The organism is Aromatoleum evansii (assembly GCF_012910805.1).
GTDB lineage: Bacteria > Pseudomonadota > Gammaproteobacteria > Burkholderiales > Rhodocyclaceae > Aromatoleum > Aromatoleum evansii.
Genome location: NZ_WTVK01000018.1, coordinates 70227 through 92679, shown reverse-complemented (window position 1 = coordinate 92679; position 22453 = coordinate 70227). Strand labels below are relative to the sequence as shown.

General features: G+C 65.8%; 16 protein-coding genes and 1 riboswitch. Of the genes, 11 read left to right on the top strand and 5 right to left on the bottom strand.

The features are described 5' to 3' along the window. Positions 1-84: 84 nt before the first annotated feature. Positions 85-1626, top strand: a complete 1542-nt coding sequence (locus tag GO615_RS11345) for a carbohydrate porin (protein ID WP_169128016.1) — start codon at positions 85-87, stop codon at positions 1624-1626. Positions 1627-1711: 85 nt separating this feature from the next. On the opposite strand, the gene GO615_RS11340 is transcribed toward GO615_RS11345, so the two are convergent. After that, complete coding sequence (locus GO615_RS11340; protein ID WP_169128014.1) at positions 1712-2764, bottom strand: substrate-binding domain-containing protein; 1053 nt, start codon at positions 2762-2764, stop codon at positions 1712-1714. A 254-nt stretch (positions 2765-3018) separates the two neighbouring features. On the opposite strand from GO615_RS11340, the gene GO615_RS11335 reads away from it, so the two are divergent. From GO615_RS11335 to cbpB, 10 genes are all read left to right on the top strand, one after another. Next, the gene (locus tag GO615_RS11335; protein WP_169128012.1) at positions 3019-4737 is read left to right on the top strand and encodes a glycoside hydrolase family 13 protein; all 1719 of its coding nucleotides are present in this window, start codon (positions 3019-3021) and stop codon (positions 4735-4737) included. 112 nt (positions 4738-4849) lie between these two features. After that, complete coding sequence (locus tag GO615_RS11330) at positions 4850-6118, top strand: ABC transporter substrate-binding protein (RefSeq protein WP_169128010.1); 1269 nt, start codon at positions 4850-4852, stop codon at positions 6116-6118. Between the two features lie 206 nt (positions 6119-6324). After that, complete coding sequence (locus GO615_RS11325; protein WP_169128009.1) at positions 6325-7320, top strand: carbohydrate ABC transporter permease; 996 nt, start codon at positions 6325-6327, stop codon at positions 7318-7320. Continuing rightward, a complete protein-coding gene (locus GO615_RS11320) occupies positions 7317-8162 on the top strand; it encodes a carbohydrate ABC transporter permease (protein ID WP_169128008.1) in 846 nt (281 codons plus the stop codon). The genes GO615_RS11325 and GO615_RS11320 overlap by 4 nt, the downstream gene beginning before the upstream one ends. A gap of 158 nt (positions 8163-8320) precedes the next feature. After that, the gene (locus GO615_RS11315) at positions 8321-9502 is read left to right on the top strand and encodes an ABC transporter ATP-binding protein (protein ID WP_169128007.1); all 1182 of its coding nucleotides are present in this window, start codon (positions 8321-8323) and stop codon (positions 9500-9502) included. Positions 9503-9662: 160 nt separating this feature from the next. After that, a complete protein-coding gene (treF, locus tag GO615_RS11310) occupies positions 9663-11177 on the top strand; it encodes an alpha,alpha-trehalase TreF (RefSeq protein WP_169128005.1) in 1515 nt (504 codons plus the stop codon). A gap of 45 nt (positions 11178-11222) precedes the next feature. Beyond that, entirely contained in the window at positions 11223-12362 is a 1140-nt protein-coding gene (locus GO615_RS11305) for an MFS transporter (RefSeq protein ID WP_169128003.1), read from the top strand. Between the two features lie 14 nt (positions 12363-12376). Then, the gene (locus GO615_RS11300; protein WP_339380006.1) at positions 12377-13483 is read left to right on the top strand and encodes a tyrosine-protein phosphatase; all 1107 of its coding nucleotides are present in this window, start codon (positions 12377-12379) and stop codon (positions 13481-13483) included. Positions 13484-13658: 175 nt separating this feature from the next. Next, positions 13659-13848: riboswitch (cobalamin riboswitch) on the top strand. Between the two features lie 83 nt (positions 13849-13931). Beyond that, a complete protein-coding gene (gene cbpA, locus GO615_RS11295; RefSeq protein WP_169127999.1) occupies positions 13932-14081 on the top strand; it encodes a modified peptide precursor CbpA in 150 nt (49 codons plus the stop codon). Continuing rightward, complete coding sequence (cbpB, locus tag GO615_RS11290) at positions 14078-15457, top strand: peptide-modifying radical SAM enzyme CbpB (protein WP_169127997.1); 1380 nt, start codon at positions 14078-14080, stop codon at positions 15455-15457. Before cbpA ends, cbpB begins: the two co-directional genes overlap by 4 nt. A 72-nt stretch (positions 15458-15529) precedes the next feature. On the opposite strand, the gene GO615_RS11285 is transcribed toward cbpB, so the two are convergent. The 4 genes from GO615_RS11285 to GO615_RS11270 all read right to left on the bottom strand — a co-directional run bounded on the left by GO615_RS11285 (position 15530) and on the right by GO615_RS11270 (position 22129). Beyond that, the gene (locus GO615_RS11285) at positions 15530-17092 is read right to left on the bottom strand and encodes a trimethylamine methyltransferase family protein (RefSeq protein WP_169127995.1); all 1563 of its coding nucleotides are present in this window, start codon (positions 17090-17092) and stop codon (positions 15530-15532) included. A 246-nt stretch (positions 17093-17338) separates the two neighbouring features. After that, positions 17339-18892 (bottom strand): BCCT family transporter, encoded by a 1554-nt coding sequence (locus GO615_RS11280; RefSeq protein ID WP_169127993.1) that lies wholly within the window; start codon positions 18890-18892, stop codon positions 17339-17341. A 403-nt stretch (positions 18893-19295) separates the two neighbouring features. Then, the gene (locus GO615_RS11275) at positions 19296-20519 is read right to left on the bottom strand and encodes a hypothetical protein (protein ID WP_169127991.1); all 1224 of its coding nucleotides are present in this window, start codon (positions 20517-20519) and stop codon (positions 19296-19298) included. Positions 20520-20851: 332 nt separating this feature from the next. Beyond that, complete coding sequence (locus GO615_RS11270; protein WP_169127990.1) at positions 20852-22129, bottom strand: MFS transporter; 1278 nt, start codon at positions 22127-22129, stop codon at positions 20852-20854. Positions 22130-22453: the final 324 nt, after the last annotated feature.

Sequence of the window (22453 nt, the reverse complement as noted above, 5' to 3'; positions counted from 1 at the left end):
TTTTTTGCTCGTCGCGAACGCCCGCAGAGGCGCCGCGACCGGCGACGGTGTTGCAACCATTGATCAATGAGGAGACAGACAAAAATGACCATCAGGAAAACCGCCATCGCTGTCGGCATCGCGCTGGCTTTCTGCGGGACCGCGGGGGCCGCCGACAAGGCGAAGCCGACGCGCGTCGAGGAGCTGGAAGCGCGCATCGCCAAGCTGGAGGAGATGTTGCGGCAGGTGACCACGGCGGCGCAGCAGGCGACCAGCGCAGCCCAGCAGGCCAGCACGGCCGCACAGCAGGCCAGCAGCAGTGCCCAGCAGGCGAACGAGGTCGCGCGCAAGGCCGACACCGCCGCGTCTGCGGCCAAGGCCGCCAGCGATGCGCAGGCGCCGCTGACCAAGGCCGCGGCCGAAACCGCGTCGTCCTTCGAGTTCCACGGCTATGCCCGCTCGGGCACCGTCTCGAACAGCGACATGTTCACGGTCAAGGGGGTGGGGCCCTACATCACGCCGGCGGGCAACCTCGGCGGCGCGGTTGGCCGCCTGGGGCTGGAGACCGATACCTACGCCGAGGCGAAACTGCTGAAGAACTTTCGCTCGGACGACGGCAGCTGGGCGACCTTCGGCTTCATGCTCGCGGACGGCGTGAATAGCAACAACGACTGGACCGGTGGCGAGAACGGCATCAACGTTCGCTGGGCCTATGCCGAGATGGGCAACCTTCCGACCTTCAAGGGCACAGCGCTGGAGAACGCCACGATCTGGGCGGGCAAGCGCTTCGACAAGAAGAATTTCGACATCCACTTCTTCGACAGCGATTTCGTCTTCCTTTCCGGCACCGGTGCGGGCGTGTACGACGCCCAGGTGACGCCGGACTGGAAGACCAACGTCTCGGTGTATGGTCGCGACTTCCTCAACGAGGACGACGAAGGCATCAAGAGCTACGTCTTCACGATGAACAACTACGTCGGCAACTGGCAGTTCATGCTGAACGGCATGCACGCGAAGAACAACGACGTGAACGGCAGCGACCGCGCGACCAGCGGCTATCACGGCCTGGTCGCCTACCATGCACCGAGCTTCTACGGCTTGGGCGACGGCTTCTCCAAGACTGGCATACTGGCGGGTCGCGGGCTGGGAGCCGAGGTCAAGCGGCTCGGCGCGGTCGGCAACCTGCTCGAAGACGCTCAGGCGTTTCGCGTGATGAGCTTCGGTGTCACCGATCTCGCACCGAAGTGGAAGGTCTCGCCGGCGCTGATGGCCGAAGTCAGCAAGGATCGCTTCAACAAGGGCGACGAGTACAAGTGGGCCTCCGCCAACCTGCGCTTCACCAACGCGATCAACAAGAACTTCGCGATGCAGTACGAGGGCAGCTTCCAGTACATGGACCTGGACAGCACCTTCGCGCAGGCGAAGGGCAACTTCTACAAGCTGACCGTCTCACCGACCTTCAAGCTCGACACCGGCGCCGGCTTCTTCGCGCGGCCGGAGCTGCGTCTTTTCGCCACGTGGATGGGCTGGGACAAGGATTTGAACGGCTTCACCTACGACGGCAGCGCGAACGAGGGTTTCGGCAGCACGAAATTCACCGGCGACAGCAAGTGGCTGGTGGGGGCGCAGATGGAAGTGTGGTTCTGAGCCACGCCCGGGCGATGCGGACATGGACGCCGTGGGCCGAGCGCATCCGTCCGGCAGCGCCTTTCCCGGCGCCGCCGGCGATGGCCTAGCCGGCCTTCGCGGCCTGCCGCCGGCGCGTCGCCGCGGGCGGCGGGCCGTCGGTGTCGCCCACGCTGAGGCAGGGAGCGCCGAGGGAATGCAGCGCCTCCAGCGGCTTGCCGGCGAGCACGTCGACGACGAGGTCCGCGAGCGCATGGCCCGCCGAGGTTCCGGTCGGCTGGATCACGCCGGTGACCTTGCAGGTCAGGGGGATCTCGCTGGGGATGCCGTCATACACGATCAGCGACATGCCCTTGCCCGGCTTCCATCCCGAATCGCCGAGCGCGCGCAGCGCGCCGACGCCCGCGACGTTGTTGTCGACCAGCACCGCCGTCGGCGGCTCGTCGAGCGCCAGCAGCCGGCCGACCGCCTGGTAGCCGCCGATGCGGTCGAGCGATGCCTCGATGATGAGTTCGGGGTGCGGCTCGATGCCGGCGGCGCGCAAGCCCGTCACGAAGCCGCGATGCCTCTGCATCGCGAAGTTCAGTTCCAGCGGGGCGTGCACCAGCGCGATGCGGCGGTGCCCCAGTGCCACCAGGCGCTCCACGGCCAGCCTGCCGCCGGCCTCGTTGTCGAAGTCGAACCACGCGTAGGGGATCCTGCTGCGGGTGCGGCCGTAGGCGACGAAGGGGAAATTGTGCTCCTGCAGGAAGCGGATGCGCGGGTCGTCGACGCGGGTGCGCGCGACGATCATCGCGTCGACGCGGCGGCCTTCGATCAGGCGCCGGTAGGTGTCGAGCTCGACGTCCGGGCGCGACGAGTGGATCAGCAGGTCGAGCTTGTGTTCGGCGAGGCGTTCGGTGATGCCGGAGACGACCTCGCCGAAGCGGATGTCGCCGATGTCGCTCGCGCCGAAGGGATACACGATGCCGATCGCGTCGGCCCGCCCGGTGGCGAGCTGGCGGGCCTGCGGGTTGGGTTGGTAGCCGAGCTGCGCCGCGGCCTCGACGACGCGCTTGCGCGTCGCCTCGCTGACGTCGGAGTAGCCGTTGAGCGCGCGGCTCACCGTGGTTTGCGACAGTCCGAGCGTCTCGGACAGCATCTTCAAATTGACCTTCATCTGCCTTCCTTCGGCCCGCATTGGGCGTCGATGGGCCGTCTCGGGACGGCCCGCGTCATGACCGCAGTCTAACGACTTCAGGGAGTCGCATCGTGAGCATAAAAAGCAGTTTACATCCAAAGCGCTTCGGATTACGATCCAAACCGCTTTGGACGATTTTATAAGTTCATCAAAGTTATTCATCGCGTACCCGTTTTCGATCAGTTCCGCGAGTGGAACGCCGCGACGGCGGCCTGACGAGAGAGAAATCCCCCATGAGTGAACAGCACAACAAGGTCGTGAAGACGCAGTGGTGGAAGGAGGCGGTCGCCTACCAGATCTACCCGCGCAGCTTCATGGACACCAACGGCGACGGCATCGGCGACCTGAACGGCATCACCGCGCGCATCGACTATCTGAAGGCGCTCGGGATCGACGTGATCTGGATCTGCCCGATGTACAAGTCGCCCAACGACGACAACGGCTACGACATCGCCGACTACCACGCGATCATGGACGAGTTCGGCACGATGGCCGACTTCGACCGCCTGCTGGCGGAAGTGCACGCACGCGGCATGCGGCTGATCCTCGATCTGGTGGTGAATCACACCAGCGACGAGCATGCGTGGTTCGTCGAATCGCGCTCGTCGAAGGACAACCCCAAGCGCGACTGGTACGTGTGGCGCGACGGCAAGGGCGGCGAAACTGGCAAAAGCGGCGGCACGTCGGGTGACGAGCCGAACAACTGGGAGAGCATCTTCCGCGGCTCGGCGTGGAAGTTCGACGAGACCACCGGCCAGTACTTCCTGCACCTCTTCTCGACGAAGCAGCCCGACCTCAACTGGGAAAACCCGGAGGTGCGCACCGCGGTGAACGACATGGTGCGCTGGTGGCTCGACAAGGGCATCGACGGCTTCCGCCTCGACGCCGTGAGCCACATGAAGAAGGTCGCCGGCCTGCCCGACATGCCCAACCCGGAAGGGCTGGACCACGTCTCCTGCCTGCCGATGCACATGAACGTCGATGGCGTGCTGGATTACATGGACGACCTGTGCCAGAACAGCTTTGCGGGCTACGACATCATGACCGTCGGCGAGGCCAACGGCGTGTCGGCCGAACAGGCCGTCGATTGGGTCGGCGCGGACCGCGATCGCCTGAACATGATCTTCCAGTTCGAACACCTGCACCTGTGGGCGCAGGACCCGAAGGCCGCGCTGGACGTCGTCGGCCTGAAGAAGATCTTCTCGCGCTGGCAAGGCACGCTGCACGGGGTGGGCTGGAACGCGCTGTTCCTGGAAAACCACGACATCCCGCGCATCGTGTCGAAGTGGGGCGACGTCGGACAGTACTGGCGTGAGAGCGCGACCGCGCTCGCGACGATGTACTTCCTGATGGAGGGCACGCCCTTCATCTACCAGGGCCAGGAGATCGGGATGACCAACACCCGCTTCGCCGCCATCGAGGACTTCAACGACGTCTTCGCGAAGAACGAATACGCGCTGCAACGCGCGCAGGGCGTGCCGGCGAGCGACATCATCGCCTCGCTCGCGGTGAGCTCGCGCGACAACTCGCGCACGCCGATGCAGTGGGACGCGTCGGCCAACGCCGGCTTCACGAACGGCACGCCGTGGCTGAAGGTGAACCCGAACTTCCCGCAGATCAACGTCGCGCAGCAGGAAGCCGACCCCGACTCGATCCTGAACTTCTACCGCCGCCTGAGCGCGCTGCGCAAGGCCGAGCCGGTGCTGGTGCATGGTCGCTACGCGCTGCTGATGGAGAGCGACCCGCAGGTCTATGCCTACACCCGCACGCTGGGCGGCGAGCAGATCGTCGTGATCGCGAACCTCACCGGCCGCGAGGCGCGCGTCGAGCACGACGGCTTCGCATTGCGCCGCGCGGACCTGCTGCTGGCGAACCACGATGTCGCACCGCATGAGGAGACGCGCCGGCTGACGCTGCGTCCCTTCGAGGCGCGCGTCTATCGCGTGGGCTGAGCCGCAACCGCCAATGGATTAACCCGGAAGCCCTGACACCGCCCTTCGACAGGCTCAGAGCGAACGGGCCGCCGGGAAATCAACTAACTCGAAACAACGGAGGAGACACCCCATGAAAAAACTGCTTCCCACCACCCTGACCGTGCTGCTGTTCGGCGCCATCCCCGCCGCCCACGCAGCCACGCTGAAGATGGCGTGCAACGTATCCGGCGCGATGAAGCCCTTCTGCGAGCACGTCAAGCAGCGCTTCGAAGCCGAGACGACGCACAAGCTCGAGTTCGTCGAGATGCCCGCCGCCACCGACGAGAAGCTCGCGCTGTACCAGCAGATCTTCGCCGCGAAGGACGGCGACGCGGTCGACGTGCTGTCGATCGACGTGATCTGGACCGGTCTGCTCGACAAGCATCTCCTCGACATCACCGACAAGGTCAAGGACCTGGAGCCGGCCTTCTTCCCGAACAACTGGAAGAACAACATCGTCAATGGCCGCATCAAGGCCGTGCCGGGCCAGGTCGATGCCGGCATGATGTACTACCGCAAGGACCTGCTGGCCAAGCACAAGGAGCAGCCGCCCAAGACCTGGGAAGACCTGACCCGCATCGCGACCAAGATCCAGAAGGCAGAGCGCGATGCCGGGCAGAAGAACTTCTGGGGCTTCGTGTTCCAGGGCAAGGCCTACGAGGGCCTGTCGTGCGACGTGCTGGAGTGGGTCGCCTCCTACAACGGCGGCACCTTCGTCGATGCCGCGGGCAACGTCACGATCAACAACCCGAAGGCCGCCAAGGCGCTCAATGCCGCGGCAAGCTGGGTCGGCTCGATCGCGCCGAAGGGCGTGATGGGCTACCAGGAAGAGGAATCGCGCGCGGTGTTCCAGAATGGCGACGCGCTCTTCATGCGCAACTGGCCCTACGCCTACCTGCTGACGCAGGCGGACAACAGCCCGGTGAAGGGCAAGGTCGGCGTCATCCCGATCCCCAAGGGCGGCGACGACGGTCTGCACGCGGCGACGCTGGGCGGCTGGCAGTGGGGCGTGAGCGCGTACTCGAAGACCCCCGACGCGGCGGTGAAGCTCGTGCGCATCCTGTCGGAAGCCGACACGCAAAAGCGCGCCTTCATGCTGCTGGGCATCCCGCCGGCGCGCATCGACACCTACCAGGACGCCGAAGTGCAGGCCAAGGCGCCGTACCTCACGGAGTTCAAGGACGTGTTCGCGAACGCCGTGCCGCGCCCCTCGACCCCGACGCGCGCGCAGTTCCCGAAGGTCTCGAAGGCGATGTTCAACGCCGGCTACGACGTCCTGAGCGGTCGGGCAACGGGCGAGCAGGCGGTGGCGGACCTCGAGGACAAGCTGAAGCGCATCAAGGGCCGCGAGTGGAAGTAAGCGGGATATCGGCCTGACACCGCCGCGCGGCAGTTCAGGGTACGCGACGGAACGTCTGTAGGGCGGGAGGAGCCGAAGGCGTATCCCGCCAAATCGGCGTGTGGCGACACGCGACGTCCGTTCGGCGGGATGCGCTTCGCTCCTCCCGCCCTACGGATCCGACCCGGCCCGCGCGGCAGTTTGCCGAACCTCAGGAGGAAACAACGATGAGTCACAATTCCCAGACCCTGCCGCCTTCGGCCGCGGTCGCGCCGGCCCCGGCGGCGCGTGCGCCGGGCAGGAAGCGCAGCCTGCAGCAGCGGCGTGCCCGCGCCGCCTGGCTGCTGGTCGCGCCGGCGCTGATCCTGCTGTTTGCGGTGGCCGGCTGGCCGCTGTTGCGCACGCTGTTCTACAGCTTCACCGACGCCGCCATGGACACCCCGGAGGAGTACAACTTCGTCGGGCTTGCGAACTACCTCGACTTCGCCGAGGGCGACAGCTTCGGCGTGCTCGCCGACCCGCTGTGGTGGCAGGCGGTCGGCAACACGCTGTGGTTCACGGCGTGCTCCGTGTCGCTGGAGCTCTTCTTCGGCATGCTGCTCGCGCTGCTGATGAACGAGAAGTTCCGCGGCCAGGGCGTCGTGCGCGCTGCGATCCTCGTGCCCTGGGCGATCCCGACCATCGTCACGGCCAAGATGTGGGGCTGGATGTTCCACGACCAGTACGGCGTGGTGAACGACCTCTTGCTGCGCTTCGGGTTGATCGAGACGCCGCTCGCGTGGATCGCCGAGCCGACGCTGTCGATGTGGGCGGTGGTGATCGCCGACGTCTGGAAGACGGTGCCCTTCATGGCGCTGATGCTGCTCGCCGCGCTGCAGATGATCCCGTCCGACCTCTACGAGGCGGCGCGCGTCGACGGCGCCAACGCCTGGCAGCGTTTCCGCCGCATCACGCTGCCGCTGATCATGCCGGCGATGATCGTCGCGCTGATCTTCCGCGTGATGGACGCGCTGCGCGTGTTCGACCTGATCTACGTGCTGACCTCCAACAGCGAGGCGACGATCTCGATCTCCGGCTACGCCCGCGAGCAGATGATCTCCTTCCAGGAAATGGGCGTCGGTTCGGCCGCTTCGGTGCTGGTGTTCATGATGGTCGCGGGCATCGCCGCGTGCTTCCTGTGGATCAACCGCTTCAGCCACGAAGGCAAGGAGGCGAAGGAATGAAACTCACTCGACAACAAAGGGAGTTGGGGAAGAAGTTCTGGATCTACCTGGCGGCGCTCGTCGTCGGCGTGATCTGCGTGTTCCCCTTCTACAACGCGATCCTGACCTCGCTGCGCACCGGCCAGGAGCTGTTCCTGACGAACTACCTGCCGACCACCTTCCACTGGGAGAACTACGTCAATGCGCTCGGCGAGAACGGAGTCGGCCGCAGCCTGCTCAACTCCGCGCTCGTCGCCACGGTGACGGTCGGCATCTGCCTGCTGGTGTCGATCACGGCCGCCTTCGCGCTGGCGCGGGTACGCTTCCGCGGGCGCAAGTACATCCTCTTCACGATCCTGTGCGTGTCGATGTTCCCGCAGGTCGCGGTGCTGTCGGGGATGTTCGAGCTGGTGCGCTTCATGGGCCTGTACGACTCGATCGGCTCGCTGATCCTGTCCTACACGACCTTCTCGCTGCCCTTCACGGTGTGGGTGCTGACGACCTTCATGCGCTCGCTGCCGGTGGAACTGGAAGAAGCCGCGATCGTGGATGGGGCGAGCCTGTGGGTGATCATCACCAAGGTCTTCGCGCCCATCATGGGGCCGTCGCTCGTGACCACGGGGCTGCTCGCCTTCATCGGCGCGTGGAACGAGTTCATGTTCGCGCTGACCTTCATCATCTCCAACGAGAACCGTACCGTGCCGGTCGCCATCGGCATGCTGCAGGGCGCCTCACAATACGAACTGCCGTGGGGACACATCATGGCCGCGTCGGTAGTCGTGACGATCCCGATCATCGCGCTGGTGCTGATCTTCCAGAAACGCATCGTCAGCGGACTGACCGCCGGCGCAGTGAAGGGGTGAGCCATGACGTGTCAATCGGAGCACCCCGTAGGGCGGGAGGAGCGCAGCGCATCCCGCCACTCGGCGGTTGATTGGCGGGATACGCCTCCGGCTCCTCCCGCCCTACGAAAACCAGCGTGCCCGCCGTGGACCGCCTCGCTCATCAAGGATCAAAGATCATGGCACAACTGACTCTCGACAAACTCAACAAGCGCTACGGCGAGGCCGCCCAGGTCATCAAGGGCATCGACCTGCAGGTGAATAGCGGCGAATTCGTCGTCATCGTCGGCCCCTCCGGCTGCGGCAAATCCACGCTGTTGCGCATGATCGCCGGCCTGGAGGACATCTCCGGCGGCGACATGTACATCGACGGCGTGCGCGTGAATGACGACACGCCCTCCGAGCGCGGCATCGGCATGGTGTTCCAGTCCTACGCGCTGTACCCGCACATGAACGTATACGAAAACATGGCCTTCAGCCTGCAGCTCGCGAAGCTGCCGAAGGACGAGATCGCCCGCCGCGTGGAGGAAGCGGCGCGCATCCTGCAACTGGAACCGCTACTGCAGCGCCGGCCCAAGGATCTCTCCGGCGGCCAGCGCCAGCGTGTCGCGATCGGCCGCGCGATCGCCCGCGAACCCAAGCTCTTCCTCTTCGACGAGCCGCTGTCCAACCTCGACGCCGCGCTGCGCGTGCAGATGCGCATGGAGATCGCCGCGCTGCACCGCCGGCTGAAGTCCACGATCATCTACGTCACCCACGACCAGGTCGAGGCGATGACGCTCGCGCAGCGCATCGTCGTGCTCAACCGCGGCAACGTCGAGCAGGTCGGCACGCCGCTGGAGCTCTACGATCATCCCGCCAACGAGTTCGTCGCGCAGTTCATCGGCTCGCCGAAGATGAACCTGATGCCCGCAACGCTCGTGCGCGCAGGCGAGGCCGATAGCGTCGTGCGCCTGTGGAGCGGCAAGGACCTCGTCGTGCCGATCGCGACCCCCGCGAGCGCCGAAGGGACCAAGGTCAAGCTGGGCATCCGCCCCGAGCACATCGAATGGGGCAGCGTCGCCCAGGCGCCGAATCTCGCCGATGTCCTCTTCGTCGAGCACATGGGCAACGAGACCTACCACTACCTCGACAGCGGCAAGCTCGGCGAACCGTGGGTCGTGCGCGACTCGCGCCGTTCCGACATCGCTGCGGGCGAGACAGTCGGCTACCGCCTGCCGCCGGAGCATTGCCACCTGTTCGACGAATCGGGCAAGGCGTTCGCGCGCCGCGCCGCGGGCAACGGTGCAAGCCGCATCCCCGGCGTCGACGCGCCGCCGATCACCTTCGCCGAGCCGGCGCGTACCAACGCGCTGCATTGATAACAGTTCGCAGGGCGGGAAGGCGAAGCGCATCCCGCCGTATGTCGTTGTTCAAGGCAGATGCGGCGGATAACGCCTTCGGCTCATCCGCCCTACGAACATCCTTTTGGGCGTCTTAGGCCAATCCCGGACGGTCGTCGTCCGCTCGATAGGATTTGAAGTGACCGACCACCTCCTGCAAACCTCCGGCGCGCTGTTCGAGGCGGTGCAGCGCGCACGCCTTTTCGACGACTCCAAGACCTTTCCCGACAGCGTGCCGCTGGCTGATCCGGGAACGATCGAGTCCGAGTTCCGCCGCGTCCTCGATGACTTCGTGCGCACCCATTTCGCGCCGCCCGCCCAGGCCGCAGGCAATGCGACCGACGGCGGCACGGACCCGGCCGCCGGGCTCGCCGCCCACATCGACCGCCTCTGGCCCACGCTCACGCGCGACGCCGACCGCGCCGACGCGCCGCACGGCTCGCTGATCCCGCTGCCGTACCCCTACGTCGTGCCCGGCGGGCGCTTCCGCGAGATCTACTACTGGGACAGCTACTTTACGATGCTGGGCCTGGTCGCGTCCCGACGCTTCGAGCTCCTCGACAGCATGATCCGCAACTTCGCCTGGCTCATCGACACGCACGGCCACATCCCCAACGGCAACCGCAGCTATTTCCTCAGCCGCTCGCAGCCGCCGATGTTCAGCTTCATGCTGCGCCTGCTCGAGCGCGAACGGGGTTTCGACGCGATCCGGCCGTACCTGCCGCAACTCGAGCGCGAATACGCCTGGTGGATGGCGCACGCGCGGACACCTCATCGCGGTGCCGCGATGCCCGATCGCCATGTCGTGCGCCTGTGCGACGGGTCGGTGCTGAACCGCTACTGGGACGACCGCAACACGCCGCGCGAGGAGTCGTACGCCGAAGACGTCGAACTGTACGCCCGCGCCGCGCCCGCACGCCGCGACGAGCTGTACCGCAACCTGCGCGCGGGTGCCGAGTCCGGCTGGGACTTCAGCAGCCGCTGGTGCGGCGAGGAGGGCGGGCTCGAGGACATTCGCACGACCGAACTGATCCCGGTCGACCTCAACTGCCTGCTGTTCCGCATCGAACGCATGCTCGGCGACTGGCTCGCCCGGCTCGACGAACCCCGCGCCGTCGACTACCGCCTCGCCGCCGAGCGACGGCGCGTGGCCGCCGTGAAGCACTGCTGGAACGAGGAACACGGCTGGTTCTTCGACTGGTCGTGGCGCGAGGAAGGCCAGAGCGGGTACTGGTCGCTGGCCGGCGTGTTTCCCCTGTACTGTGGCGTCGCGGATGAGGCGCAAGCCGGACGCGTCGCCCGCAATATCGCGGAATGTTTCCTGCGCCCCGGCGGAGTCGTCACGACACTGGCCGACTCGCACGAACAATGGGATTCGCCCAACGGCTGGGCGCCGCTGCAGTGGGTGACGGTGCAGGGGCTGCTCGACTACGGTCACGACGAACTCGCGCGCGAGATCGCGACGCGCTTCGTGGATCTCGCCGACCGCGTATGGCGCCGCACCGGCAAGCTGATGGAAAAGTACGACGTATGCGACATGTCGCTCGACGCCGGTGGTGGCGAGTATCCGGTGCAGGACGGCTTCGGCTGGACCAACGGCGTCGTGCGCGCCTTCATCGAGCGTTTCGGCCTCGACGCGTATCCGGCCGACTGAACCATCCAACCTCCGTTTGCGCCGTCTCCCCGTTACGAGGACATCATGCTGAAGTTCCCCGCCGGCCCCCTGTGGGCGCTGGTGACCGGTTTTGCCGTGCTGGGCGGTGTCGGCAGCGTCCTGATGACGCGCCAGCCGGAGTTCTATCATCGCTGGAACCTGGACAACGCCGAGTGGGGCTGGGCGCTGTTCGCCACCGGCCTCGGCGGCGTGCTGGCCTATCCGCTCAACCGCTGGCTGCTTGCGCGCTGGGGCAGCCGCGGGATGCTGCTCCGCTTCGGCACGGCCGGCGGCGTCGTGCTGGCGGCCATCCCCTGGCTACCCGGCGTGCCCGGGCTGCTCGCCGGTCTCTTCGCCCAGGGCGTGATCTACAACGGCGTCAGCGTCGCCATCAACCAGCAGGCGTCCGACTGGGAACTGCGGCGCGGCACACGGATGATGGGCCGCCTGCACGCGACCTTCTTCATCGGCAGCGTGCTGTCGGCCTTCCTCAGCAGCCTGCTCGCGGCGCTTTCCGTCAGCCTGCCGCTGCACATGGCCGCGGTCGGCCTCGCCTCCGCGCTCATCCACCGCGCCGCGGCGGCCACGCTGGAGGCCGCGGCGGCCCGATCGGCCGCGCCCGTCGCCGTGCATCACGCCCCCGAGTCCTGGCTCGGGCTGGGCATGCTGTTTTGCTGGTGCACGGTGCTCGAAAGCGGCGTCATGGGCTGGGCGTCGGTGTATCTCAACCAGAGCCTGAAGGCGAACGAAAGCCTGTCCGGCATCGGCCTCGCGCTCTTCTCCGGGGCGATGGCGGTGGGGCGGCTCTTCTCGGACGCGCTCGTCACGCGTCATGGCGCGCTGCGCATCGTCCGCACGGGCGCGATCGCATGTGCGCTCTCCCTCGCGCTGGCGGCCTGGCTGCACGAGCTGCCCGTCACCTTGCTCGCCTTCGCCGTCACCGGCCTGGGGCTCGCCGCCGCCGCGCCGGTGATCTTCTCGGTCGCGGGCCGCATGGGCGGCGAGGCGCTTGCCCTGATCGCCGGACTCGGCGCGCTCGGAGGACTGCTCGGCCCGGTGATCCTCGGCCGCATCGCCAGCCACGTGTCGCTGGACTGGGTGCTCGCGACGCTCGCCGCAGTCGCCGTCGTGATCGTGAGGCAGGCGACCGCCCTGGCGGCGAGCACGCAGGGCAAGAGGCACTGAAACGCCGGTTTCCCATGCGCCGCCCGGAGCAGGGGGCGAACGCACCCTCGGCGAGTCGGTCGTCTCGACGGGTTCAGGGCAATGGTGGTCGTTCCTGCACGGACAGTTCGGCAGTCAACGGCGACATGGCCCCGTCAAACGCCATCCCGTACTGCTGGCAGTGCCGCGTCGAATTGAGCAGAATTGGCGCCTGGCGCAGGCATCCTTGCTCCGTCCGTATCGGGCCATCGCAGCTTCCGGCAGAGGTGTCGCGGGCGGGTAACGCGGGATACTGCCTTCGCGTACGGGCAAGGGAGCGGAAACAGCTCCGGTCGAACAAAGCGGGGACAGGGAAGGGGACAAGATTGCACCGGCAACTGAGCGGCACATTGAATTTTCGCAGCCTGGCAGGCCTGCCGACGAAGGACGGACGCCGCATCGCGGGACATGTGGTGCTGCGCTCGGACCAGCTCGATCGCCTGCAACCGACGGACTGGGATCTGCTCGCCTCGTTCGGCGTGAAGACGGTGTGCGACCTGCGCACGGCCTCGGAGCGCAACCGGTTCCCCAACAGCCTGCCGGAGCAGGGGATGAGGCAGATCCCCATCGAGCTCGTCGGCGATGTGCGATCCAACCCCGAACTGGTCGAGCCGCTGCGCACGCGCCACGGTGCCGAGGGCGCGGTGGAAATGATGCGGCAGATGTACCGCCAGTTTCCCGAGGCGCTCGCTCCGCACCTGTCGACGCTGTTCCGGCTCTTTCGCGAGGACGAAGTGCCGGTGCTCGTGCATTGCGTCGTCGGCAAGGACCGCACCGGCTTCACCGTCGCGGTGATCCTGCATGCGCTCGGCGTCGCGGATGAGGCCGTGATGGCGGATTACCTGCTTTCGACGCGCGTTCGTGAATTGGCGGATGGAGAACGCCGCGCAGCGACGGCACGGATCATCCGCCGCATTACCGATCGGGATCCGACCGAGGAAATGATCGACGCGATACTCGACGCCCGCCCCGAGTATCTGCGTGCGGCCCTGGATACCGTGAATGAACGCTACGGATCGATGCAGGGCTACCTGAGGGCCCGGGCCGGCCTGGACGAGGAGGCGCTCGCCGAACTGCGCGAGCGCTGGCTGGAGTCACGATAGGGCGGCCCACGCCGCCGGCATCGCGGTGCCGGAGCCCCTGTGGCTGTGCCGCGACGCGAAGTTCGGCGGCCGGGGATGGGGGTGTCGACGTGCGGCACGAATGGTGCGCAGACGCGTATCGGGGCGTTTCGATCCCGGCGGCGAAGACTGTTGACCGATGCCGCCCGAATAGGCAAAAATTCCGGTTCCTTTCGGTTCGACGAAACGGAACACGGTGAGAATCCGTGGCGGGCCCGCCGCTGTATCCGGGGACGGCCGCTGCCAGGTTGAAGAGACCAGCCACTGACGGGGACAACCCCGGCGGGAAGGCGCAGCGATCCGGCTGATCCGGTAGCCAGAAGACGTGTCGAACCGATCTGGAGCCAAGGCAAGGGCTCCGGCTGACTGCATGCTCAAAGCGTGCCGTCAGCCGGAGCCCTTTTTGTTTTTCTATCTCGAGGAATGGATCATGACCCACACTGTTCAAACCCAAGCCCAGACCCAGAACGCAGCCCCCGCGCAGAAGGCCGCTCCGACCATCGCCATCCGCAAGAGCTGCAACCCGGACGGCATCGGTCTGTCGCACTATGTGCTGATGGATAGGAAGGCCGCCAAGTGACGGCCGCCCTCCCGAGCCGGGCCCTGGCGGGCCCGGCCTTGATCCCCGTGGACATCGGCCACGACGTCTATGCGGCGGTCACCGACCCCAGGACCGCCTTCTGGGCGCTGGTGGACAAGAGCCGCCTGGCCGAGTCCCTGTCCGACGGTCCGCTGCTGGAGGCCTATCGTGGGCAGGCGGAAGCCTTCGGGCGCGAACTGCATGCCTTGCGCTTCGAGTTGAAGCCTTCCGGCGTCTATCTCAATCCGACCGAGCGCTGCAATCTCGATTGCACCTACTGCTATCTCCCGGGCAGCCAGCGCAAGACCGGGCAGCACATGCCGGTCGAGACCCTGGTCGCATCCCTGGGGCGGCTGCGTGATTATTTCCGCTCGGTCATGCCCGAGGGCAGGAAGCCGCGCGCGATCTTCCACGGCGCGGAACCGCTGATGAACCAGGCCGCCGTGTTCGCTGCCATCAGCGAGTTCGCCGACGATTTCGCCTTCGGGGTGCAGACCAACGGCACCCTGCTCGACGATGCCGCGGTCGAATTCCTGACCAGCCGCAATGTGAGCATCGGCCTTTCCCTGGACGGCCCGGTGGCGGGCATTACCGATGCCACCCGCCGCACCTGGGGCGGCAAGAGCGTGCATGAGAAGGTGCTCGCCGCGATGGCGAAGCTGAAGGGCTATGGCTCGTGGAGCGTCATCACCACCTGCACCACCGAGAACCTGCCTTACCTCACTTCCATGGTCGAGCTGTTCCATGCGAACGAGGTGCCGACCTGCATGCTCAACACCTTGCGCTGTACCTTGCCCGGGGCGCGGGGAGTGAAGCCGGCGGACGGCGAGATGGCCAAGGCCTTCTTTGCCGCGCTCGACCGCAGTCATGAGTTGTATCGGGAGACGGGGCGCAAGCTCGTGGTGGCCAACTTCGCCAATATCCTGATCGGCATCCTGGCGCCGACCGCGCGACGGCTGATGTGCGACATTTCGCCCTGCGGCGGCGGTCGCGCATTCTTCGCGCTGGCGGCCGACGGCAGCCTCTACCCCTGCAGCGAGTTCATCGGCCTGCCGCGCTTCAACGGCGGTTCATTGCTGGTCGATGGCGGTGTCGAGGCGGCGCTGGAGTCCGAAGCCTTCAAGACGGTGACGGGGCGTGACGTGGACAAGTTCAGCCCCTGTGGCGACTGTGCGATCCGCCATTTCTGCGGCTCGCCGTGCCCCGCGGAGGCCCACGAAATGAACGGCGGGATGGACAAGATCGGCGCCTTCTGCGACTTCTACAAGGAGCAGGTCAATTATTCCCTGCGCCTGATCGCCGACGGCAAGGCCGACGACTATCTGTGGGACGGCTGGGACGAGGGGACCGAGACGGTGTTCAATCTCGCCCTTTGAGCTTCACAGGATCGCGCAGATGCAAAAAAGGCCGGGTCAAACCGGCCTTTTTCATGGGTGCCCGAATGTCGTTCAGGTGTTCGAGTCCGGGAAGGACTCCTTGCGTCGGCGCATGTAGGCCTGCAGTTCCTCGTCGACGGCGGGATCCAGTTCGGGCGCCTCGTACTCGGCGAGCATTTTCTTCCAGCGTGCGTTGGCGCGCTGTGCCATGTCGAGGCGGCCCTCGGCGTCCCATTGCTCGAAGCTGTTGTTGTCGGCAATGGGCGAGCGGTAGAAGGCATTCTCGAAGTTCGCCTGGGTATGGGCGCAGCCGAGGAAGTGCTTGCCCGGACCGACTTCGCGGATCGCATCCATCGCCTGGCCGTTTTCCGAGAGATCGACGCCACCCATCAGGGTCTGCATCATGCCGGCCTGGTCGGCGTCCATGATGAACTTCTCGTAGCCCATCGCGAGGCCGCCTTCAAGCCAGCCCGCGGTGTGCAGCGCGAAGTTCACCCCGGCCAGCGCGGTCGGCAGCAGCGTGTTGGCGCTCTCGGATGCCGCCTGCGCGTCGGGGATCTTCGAGGCGGTCAGCGAGCCTCCGGAACGGAAGGGCACACCGAGGCGGCGCGCGAGGTTCGCCATCACGTACAGCACCAGGGCGGGTTCGGGCGTGCCGAAGGTCGGTGCGCCCGATTGCATCGACATCGAACTTGCGAAGCTGCCGAACACCACCGGCGCGCCCGGATTGACGAGCTGGACGAAGGCCATGCCGGCCATCGCTTCGGCCAGCGTCTGCGCGGCAGTGCCGGCGACCGTCACCGGCGACATCGCGCCGGCGAGGATGAAGGGTGTGACCACGCAGGCCTGGTTGTTCCGTGCATAGACCTTGGCCGCGCCCAGCATCGTATCGTCGAAGGTCATCGGCGAATTGGCGTTGATCAGGTTGATCACGGCGGTGCGCGGCTTGCCTGTCTCCGGGTCGATCCACTGGTCGCCGAACAGGATCCTGGCCATCTCGACCGTGTCCTGCGCGCGCTCGGGGTGGGTGACGGAGCCCATGAAGCACTTGTCCGAGTACTTCATGTGGCTGTAGACCATGTCGAAATGCCGCTTGTTGACCGGCAGGTCGACCGGCTCGCAGATCGTGCCCCCGGAGTGATGGAGGCTGGGCGACAGGTAGGCGAGCTTGACGAAGTTGCGGAAGTCCTCGATGGTGCCGTAGCGACGCCCGTCGTCGAGGTTGTGGATGAAGGGGCAGCCATAGGCGGGCACGAAGACCGTGTTGGGGCCGCCGATGCGTACGCTGCGTTCGGGGTTGCGGGCGATCTGAGTGAATTCGCGCGGTGCGTTCTCCTGGATCAGCTTGCGGCACATGCCGCGCGGCATGCGCACCCGCTCGCCCTGCACGTCGGCCCCCGCGTCGCGCCAGATCTGCAGTGCCTCCGCGTCGTCGCGGAAGTCGATGCCGATCTCCTCCAGGATGGTGTCGGCGTTGTGCTCGATGATCGCGAGCCCTTCCTCGTTGAGCACTTCATAGAAGGGAACCTTGCGGGTGACGTACGGGACGCTCATCCCTTGCCCGCGTGACCGGGCCGCCCGGCGCGCCTCGCTTCCGCTGCGACCGCCGCGCCGGCGGGTTTCGGTGGTACTCATTGTCTCGCTCTCCATCATGTTGTTCGGAACACATCACGCTGCCAGTATGCGGAGGGACAGGGTGTGCTGACATGGCACGAAGCGACCCGCGATTAGCGATTTGCGCCAGACGGGGCCGGCAGTTCGGGAGATGGCGGCTCAGGGGATAGCGGCGCGCGCCTGCCGCGATAGCCTGATTCGTGACGGCCGCGGCTGCCTGCCGCACCCGTCACGAAGAACAGCCGTCGGTTGGACGGCCGTTTGCACTCAGGCGTAGTGGCACTCGTGCAGTGCCTTGTAAAGGCCGATCAGCATCACTAGCAACACGACGGTGAAGGGCAGGCCGGCGGTGACGGCTCCGGCTTGCAAGGCGTTGAGCGCATCGGTGCCGCCCGCCGACAGCAGGATCGCAGCGATCACGCCGACGAGGCAGGCCCAAAGCACCTTCTGCCGGCGCGGAGCATCGACCTTTCCGCCGGCCGTGATGCAGTCGATCACCAGTGCCCCGGAATCCGCAGAGGTCACGAAGAACACCAGAACGAGCATCACCGCAAGCAGGGAGGTGACCGAGCTCAGGGGCATGTTCGCGAGCATCTGGAAAAGGGGCAGTGACACATCGCTGATCCCCTTGGCCAGTTCGCCGATTCCCCCGGTCGTCTGCGCCAGCGCGTTACCGCCGAAGGCGGTCATCCAGAGCAAGGTGACCAGGGTCGGGACGATCAGGACCGCGGTCACCATCGCACGGACCGTGCGGCCCTTGGAGATGCGCGCAATGAAGATCCCCACGAAGGGCGACCAGGAGATCCACCAGGCCCAGTAGAAGACCGTCCATCCGTGGAGCCACTTGTCGTCCTCACGACCGATCCAGTTCGATAGCTGGAACAGATGTGAGGCGTAGTCGGAGGCCGTGGTGCCGAGCCAGCCGAAATACGCGACGATGCCGCCCGCGAAGGCGACGAACACCATCAGGGTGGTCGCCAGGACCATGTTGATATTGCTGAGGAGCTTCACGCCTCCGTCGATCCCGCGCCACACGGACAGCACGGTGATGCAGCTCACGACGACGATGATCCAGATCTGCAGGTCGATCGAATTTTCGGCTCCGGTCAGGAAATTAAGACCGCTGGCTGCCTGAGTCGCACCGAGTCCGAGCGAGGTGGCGAGTCCGAATATGGTCGCCAGCACTGCGAGAATGTCGATGAGGTGGCCGGGCCAGCCGCGCACCTTGTTGCCGAGCAGCGGGAAGAACGCGGCCCGCAGCGACAGCGGCAATCCCATGTTGAACGTGAAGAAGCCGATCGCGACCGCCACGACGGCATAAATCGCCCACGGGTGCAGGCCCCAGTGGAACATGGTGGCGCCCATCGCTGCGCTTGCGCCTTCCGGCGTTCTCGCCGGCGCGTTGAGGGGGGTGCCGTACCAGTCCGTGTAATAGGCAACGGGTTCGGCGACGCTCCAGAACATCAGTCCGATCCCCATGCCCGCGGCGAACAGCATCGCGAACCACGACATGGTCGAGTACTCGGGCCGTGCCGTGGCCCCCCCGAGCCTGACCTTGCCGACCGGCAGCAGGATCAGCGCGAAGCAGAACAGCACGAACGCGTTGCCGGCAAACATGAACAGCCAGTCGAAATGTTCGATCGCCCACGTCCGTGCGGCGACCATCTGGGCGCTCGCCGTCGCCGGATCGAACAGTGCGTAAAGGATGAAGAGCAGGGTAAAACCGGCGGAAATCGGGAACACGGGATTATGAAAATCCATGCCCCATAACTGCTTGTTGTCGATGCCTGGCTCCAGGGCCAGGCTATGACTGACGCTCATGTAGTTATCTCCTCAGATCTCGGTAGTTGCGGTTCGCCGGTTAATATTTGTTTCCCGGAGAAATACGTACTCCCCCAAATGCAGGCATATTGTTGGTGCTGGGATTCGCCGGCACTTGTCAGTCCACGACCGGATGCAGTCAAAAATGGTCATTGTGGGCGCAGTGAAAAAAGCGCGACAAGATGGGGCGAATACGCACCAATTTGGGGTGCCGAGAAATAGCCGCTGCAATTCACGCGGCAGTCGTTTCAATTCTAGCGGGGAGACGCACGTGGCACCGTTCGGCCGCGGATGGAGCGATCGCCGATTTGGGCCATCGCGTTCCGGGGGCGAACGAACATGCGGAAACGGACGTGAGCCCGTTTCCGCACTGCCGGCCCGTTCTCCGGCCGCTCGGGCGTGATCAGAAGTAGTAGCCGATACTGGCGTTGAAACGCCTTCCGGAGGTGTTGGAGCTTCCGCCGGCCGCCAGGGCATCGCCGAACACCGGCGAGAGGTAGGGCTGATTCTTGCCGTAGGCGTAGTCGAGCATGATCCACCAGCCACCGCTGCCGAATTCCACGCCGGTCACGTTCTGCACGCTGCGCGAATAGCCCGAGGCGGATTTGCGCAGTTGGCTCCAGTCGTTATAGACGCGGAAATTGCTGAAAGGCCCGATGGAACCGGGAATCTTGTAGCTCAGGCTCACGACGTCGATATTGCCTTTCGCCGCCATGCGGTTGGTGAAGCCGTAGGAGCCGATGATCACGCAGTCGTTGTCGCACGCGGACCACCAGTTGCCGTCGACCGAACCATTGCCGGAGAAGCTGTTGCGATAGCGGATGGTCTGGAGCTTGACGCCGAAATTGCCGAATTCGCCCGAGTAATGGATCGCCTGCGCATTGCGCCGGCCGCTGGACAATTCGGACGCTGTTGCCGCGAGCTGGCCCGTCATCGCGGAAACGCCGAATTCCGATTTGCCGCCGCCGAATTCGAAGTCGTAGGCGAGACGGCCGACGAAGGTATTGCGCTCTTCCCGCCCGTAGGTCTTCATCAGGTGGTTGCTGAAGCGCAGCGAATCATAGCCGTCGAGCACCGACATGTTGTCGGCCGCGCCCAGCATGTGGCCCCCGTCGGACGGGAAGAAGCCCAGCATCGTGCTCAAGCCGCCGTCCTTGCGCAGGTACTTCACGCCGAGCGCGAAGGTGTCCTCGAAGCCGGCGTAGTACGCCATGGATTCGAAGAAGTTGTGCGACGCGTAGCGCACCAGGCCGAAGGGCACGAGATCCTGGCCGACGCGGATTTCGCTCTTGTCCTGGAAGCGCATGCCCGCCCACAGGTATTCGTTCATCAGGATGCTGGCGCCTTCGTCGGCGCCCGTCTGACGGGTCGAGTAATGGTAATAACGCTGGCGGCCCGACGAAATGAAGCGGCCGTCGTCGTAGGTGTAGCCGAGACGGATCGTGTCGAATTCGAGCGTCCCTTTTCGATCCGGATTCCAGTCCAGGTGCTCGGCCCTGATCCGCACGGCACCGTCGAATTTCAGCGGGGATTCGGCAACCTGGGCAACCGCCGCCGATGCCGACATGAACAGGCAGGCGCCCGCCACTGCAAGGGGCGCTGACCTCGCACGCTTGAGAAACTTCATTGACCTATCTCCTTCCTTGATGGTGATTTTTTTATGTATTTTTCAAATGATCTCGAGCAAGCACGCGAGGGAATAGCTCCCGGTATTTATCGGCGTCTTTTCCCGGTTACGCCGATGGCGGGCTCGATCGAATTTCCGTGTCGAATCAGTGCACGCAACCCGGGCGAATCGGGACGCGACAAGACGGGGTGAATTGAATTGCCCGATTGCGTCCGGGTGCGGTCAGATGAAACAGCAGTGCCGGATCGGCTTCAATAGATGCGGCGCAGGAAGAATCGCGAAGGTCGCAAAGGGAACATTGCTGCGCCGCGGTGGAATTCCGGGCAGCGCGCTCAGGTTTCCCCGGGGCGAGGAGTGGGCGCGGCAGAGTCCTGCGTGCCGGGCTTCGCAGGGTGTTCGGGCGTGGGCATGATCTCGAGCACGGTGGCCGAGGTCCGCATCATCGGCACGAAGTGGGCATGTTCGAGGATCTCGTCCGGTTGCCGACGGGCCGCCGTCCAGGCGACGAGCGCGAGCAGCGCGTGCACGACGATCAAGTACAGCGGTAGCGCCGACGAGCCGATCCAGCCCATTGCCAGGCCGACGGCCATCGGCCCGATGGCCGCGCCGATACCGTGCAGCAGGAGCACGGCGCTCGATCCGGCGACGATGTTGTCTGCGGGGAGGTGGTCGACCAGGTGGGCCACGGCCATCGGGTAGATCGCGAAGCCGAAGCCGCCGAAGAGCGCGATGGCCGCGACCGCAACGCCCTGGCCGAGACCGGGCACGAGCAGGGGCAGGGCGGAGACGGTGGCGAGTGCGGCGGCGATCGCCAGGGCCTTGCGGCGGTCGATGCGGTCGGAGAGCACGCCGAGCGGCCATTGCAGCAGCGCGCCACCCAGGATGCCTGCGCTCATGAACAGGGGAACCCATTGTTCGCCGGCACCCGCGCGCGCGGCGTAGACCGGGCCCATGCTCCAGAACGCCCCGAGCGCGGTGCCCGTGAAGAAGGCGCCCGCCGCTGCGACGGGGATCTCGCGGACGATGCGCAGCAAGGGATACGAGGCCGCGCGATGCGGGGTCGGCTGCGTCAGCCGGGTCGAGGTGACCGGCATCACCGCGAGGCACACGAACAGCGCCGAGGCCATGAACAGGGCCAGTCCGTCGGCGGAATCGAAGCGCAGGAGTTGCTGCGCGGCGGCGAGCGAGAGCTGGTTCACGACCATGTAGATCGCGAAGATGCGCCCGCGCAGTGCCTGGGGTGTCTGGTCGTTGAGCCAGCTCTCGATCAGCATGTACAGCGCGACGATGGCCGCGCCTGCGAGCACCCGCAGCGCGACCCACACGATGGGCGATACGAACAGGCCGTGCAGCAGCGCGACGCCCGCGATGCCCACCGCGAAGAAGGCGAACGCGCGGATGTGGCCGACGCGCTGGATGAAGGGACGCGCGAGGAGGCTGCCGACGAGGTAGCCGGCGAAGTAGCCCGAGCCGAGAAGGCCGAGGAAGGCATCCGTGAATCCGGCGTCGTTGCCGCGGACGGCCACGAGGGTGCCGAGCAGGCCGTTGCCGATCAGCAGCAGGGCTACGCCGCTCATCAGTGTGGCGATCGGAAGGGTGTGTGCAAGCATTTTCTTGGCGCGGCGCCGCGGACGATATGCCGGGGGCGGAGGCTGGAGGGCGGACCGATCCGGCGGGCCGAGAGGTTCTTCGGATGTGAAAGGTGCCATGCGAAGGGAGCGAGGGCAAGGTGAAACGACCCCATCGCGCACGATTCCGGTGCGCGCGCTCCGTCGGGGTGCGCCTGCCGGTCCTGCATGTCGCACAGGAACAAGCCGGCGACCACTTGTGTTCCCGAAGCGACCTCCGTCGGTACTGTTTGCGATCGACGTATTGCGCCGGCCGCGCGCTGTGCTGTTTTATGACCTCGGGGCATGACCCTGCTGCCCGGAAGG

Excerpts from the sequence above, each read along its gene's own strand:
- GO615_RS11270 (WP_169127990.1), bottom strand. The coding sequence starts at position 22,129 with ATGCTTGCACACACCCTTCCGATCGCCACACTGATGAGCGGCGTAGCC.
- GO615_RS11340 (WP_169128014.1), bottom strand. The coding sequence starts at position 2,764 with ATGAAGGTCAATTTGAAGATGCTGTCCGAGACGCTCGGACTGTCGCAA.
- GO615_RS11305 (WP_169128003.1), top strand. The coding sequence starts at position 11,223 with ATGCTGAAGTTCCCCGCCGGCCCCCTGTGGGCGCTGGTGACCGGTTTT.
- GO615_RS11275 (WP_169127991.1), bottom strand. The coding sequence starts at position 20,519 with ATGAAGTTTCTCAAGCGTGCGAGGTCAGCGCCCCTTGCAGTGGCGGGC.
- GO615_RS11330 (WP_169128010.1), top strand. The coding sequence starts at position 4,850 with ATGAAAAAACTGCTTCCCACCACCCTGACCGTGCTGCTGTTCGGCGCC.
- GO615_RS11315 (WP_169128007.1), top strand. The coding sequence starts at position 8,321 with ATGGCACAACTGACTCTCGACAAACTCAACAAGCGCTACGGCGAGGCC.
- GO615_RS11325 (WP_169128009.1), top strand. The coding sequence starts at position 6,325 with ATGAGTCACAATTCCCAGACCCTGCCGCCTTCGGCCGCGGTCGCGCCG.
- GO615_RS11285 (WP_169127995.1), bottom strand. The coding sequence starts at position 17,092 with ATGAGTACCACCGAAACCCGCCGGCGCGGCGGTCGCAGCGGAAGCGAG.
- GO615_RS11320 (WP_169128008.1), top strand. The coding sequence starts at position 7,317 with ATGAAACTCACTCGACAACAAAGGGAGTTGGGGAAGAAGTTCTGGATC.
- GO615_RS11280 (WP_169127993.1), bottom strand. The coding sequence starts at position 18,892 with ATGAGCGTCAGTCATAGCCTGGCCCTGGAGCCAGGCATCGACAACAAG.
- GO615_RS11345 (WP_169128016.1), top strand. The coding sequence starts at position 85 with ATGACCATCAGGAAAACCGCCATCGCTGTCGGCATCGCGCTGGCTTTC.
- GO615_RS11335 (WP_169128012.1), top strand. The coding sequence starts at position 3,019 with ATGAGTGAACAGCACAACAAGGTCGTGAAGACGCAGTGGTGGAAGGAG.
- GO615_RS11300 (WP_339380006.1), top strand. The coding sequence starts at position 12,377 with ATGCGCCGCCCGGAGCAGGGGGCGAACGCACCCTCGGCGAGTCGGTCG.
- cbpA (WP_169127999.1), top strand. The coding sequence starts at position 13,932 with ATGACCCACACTGTTCAAACCCAAGCCCAGACCCAGAACGCAGCCCCC.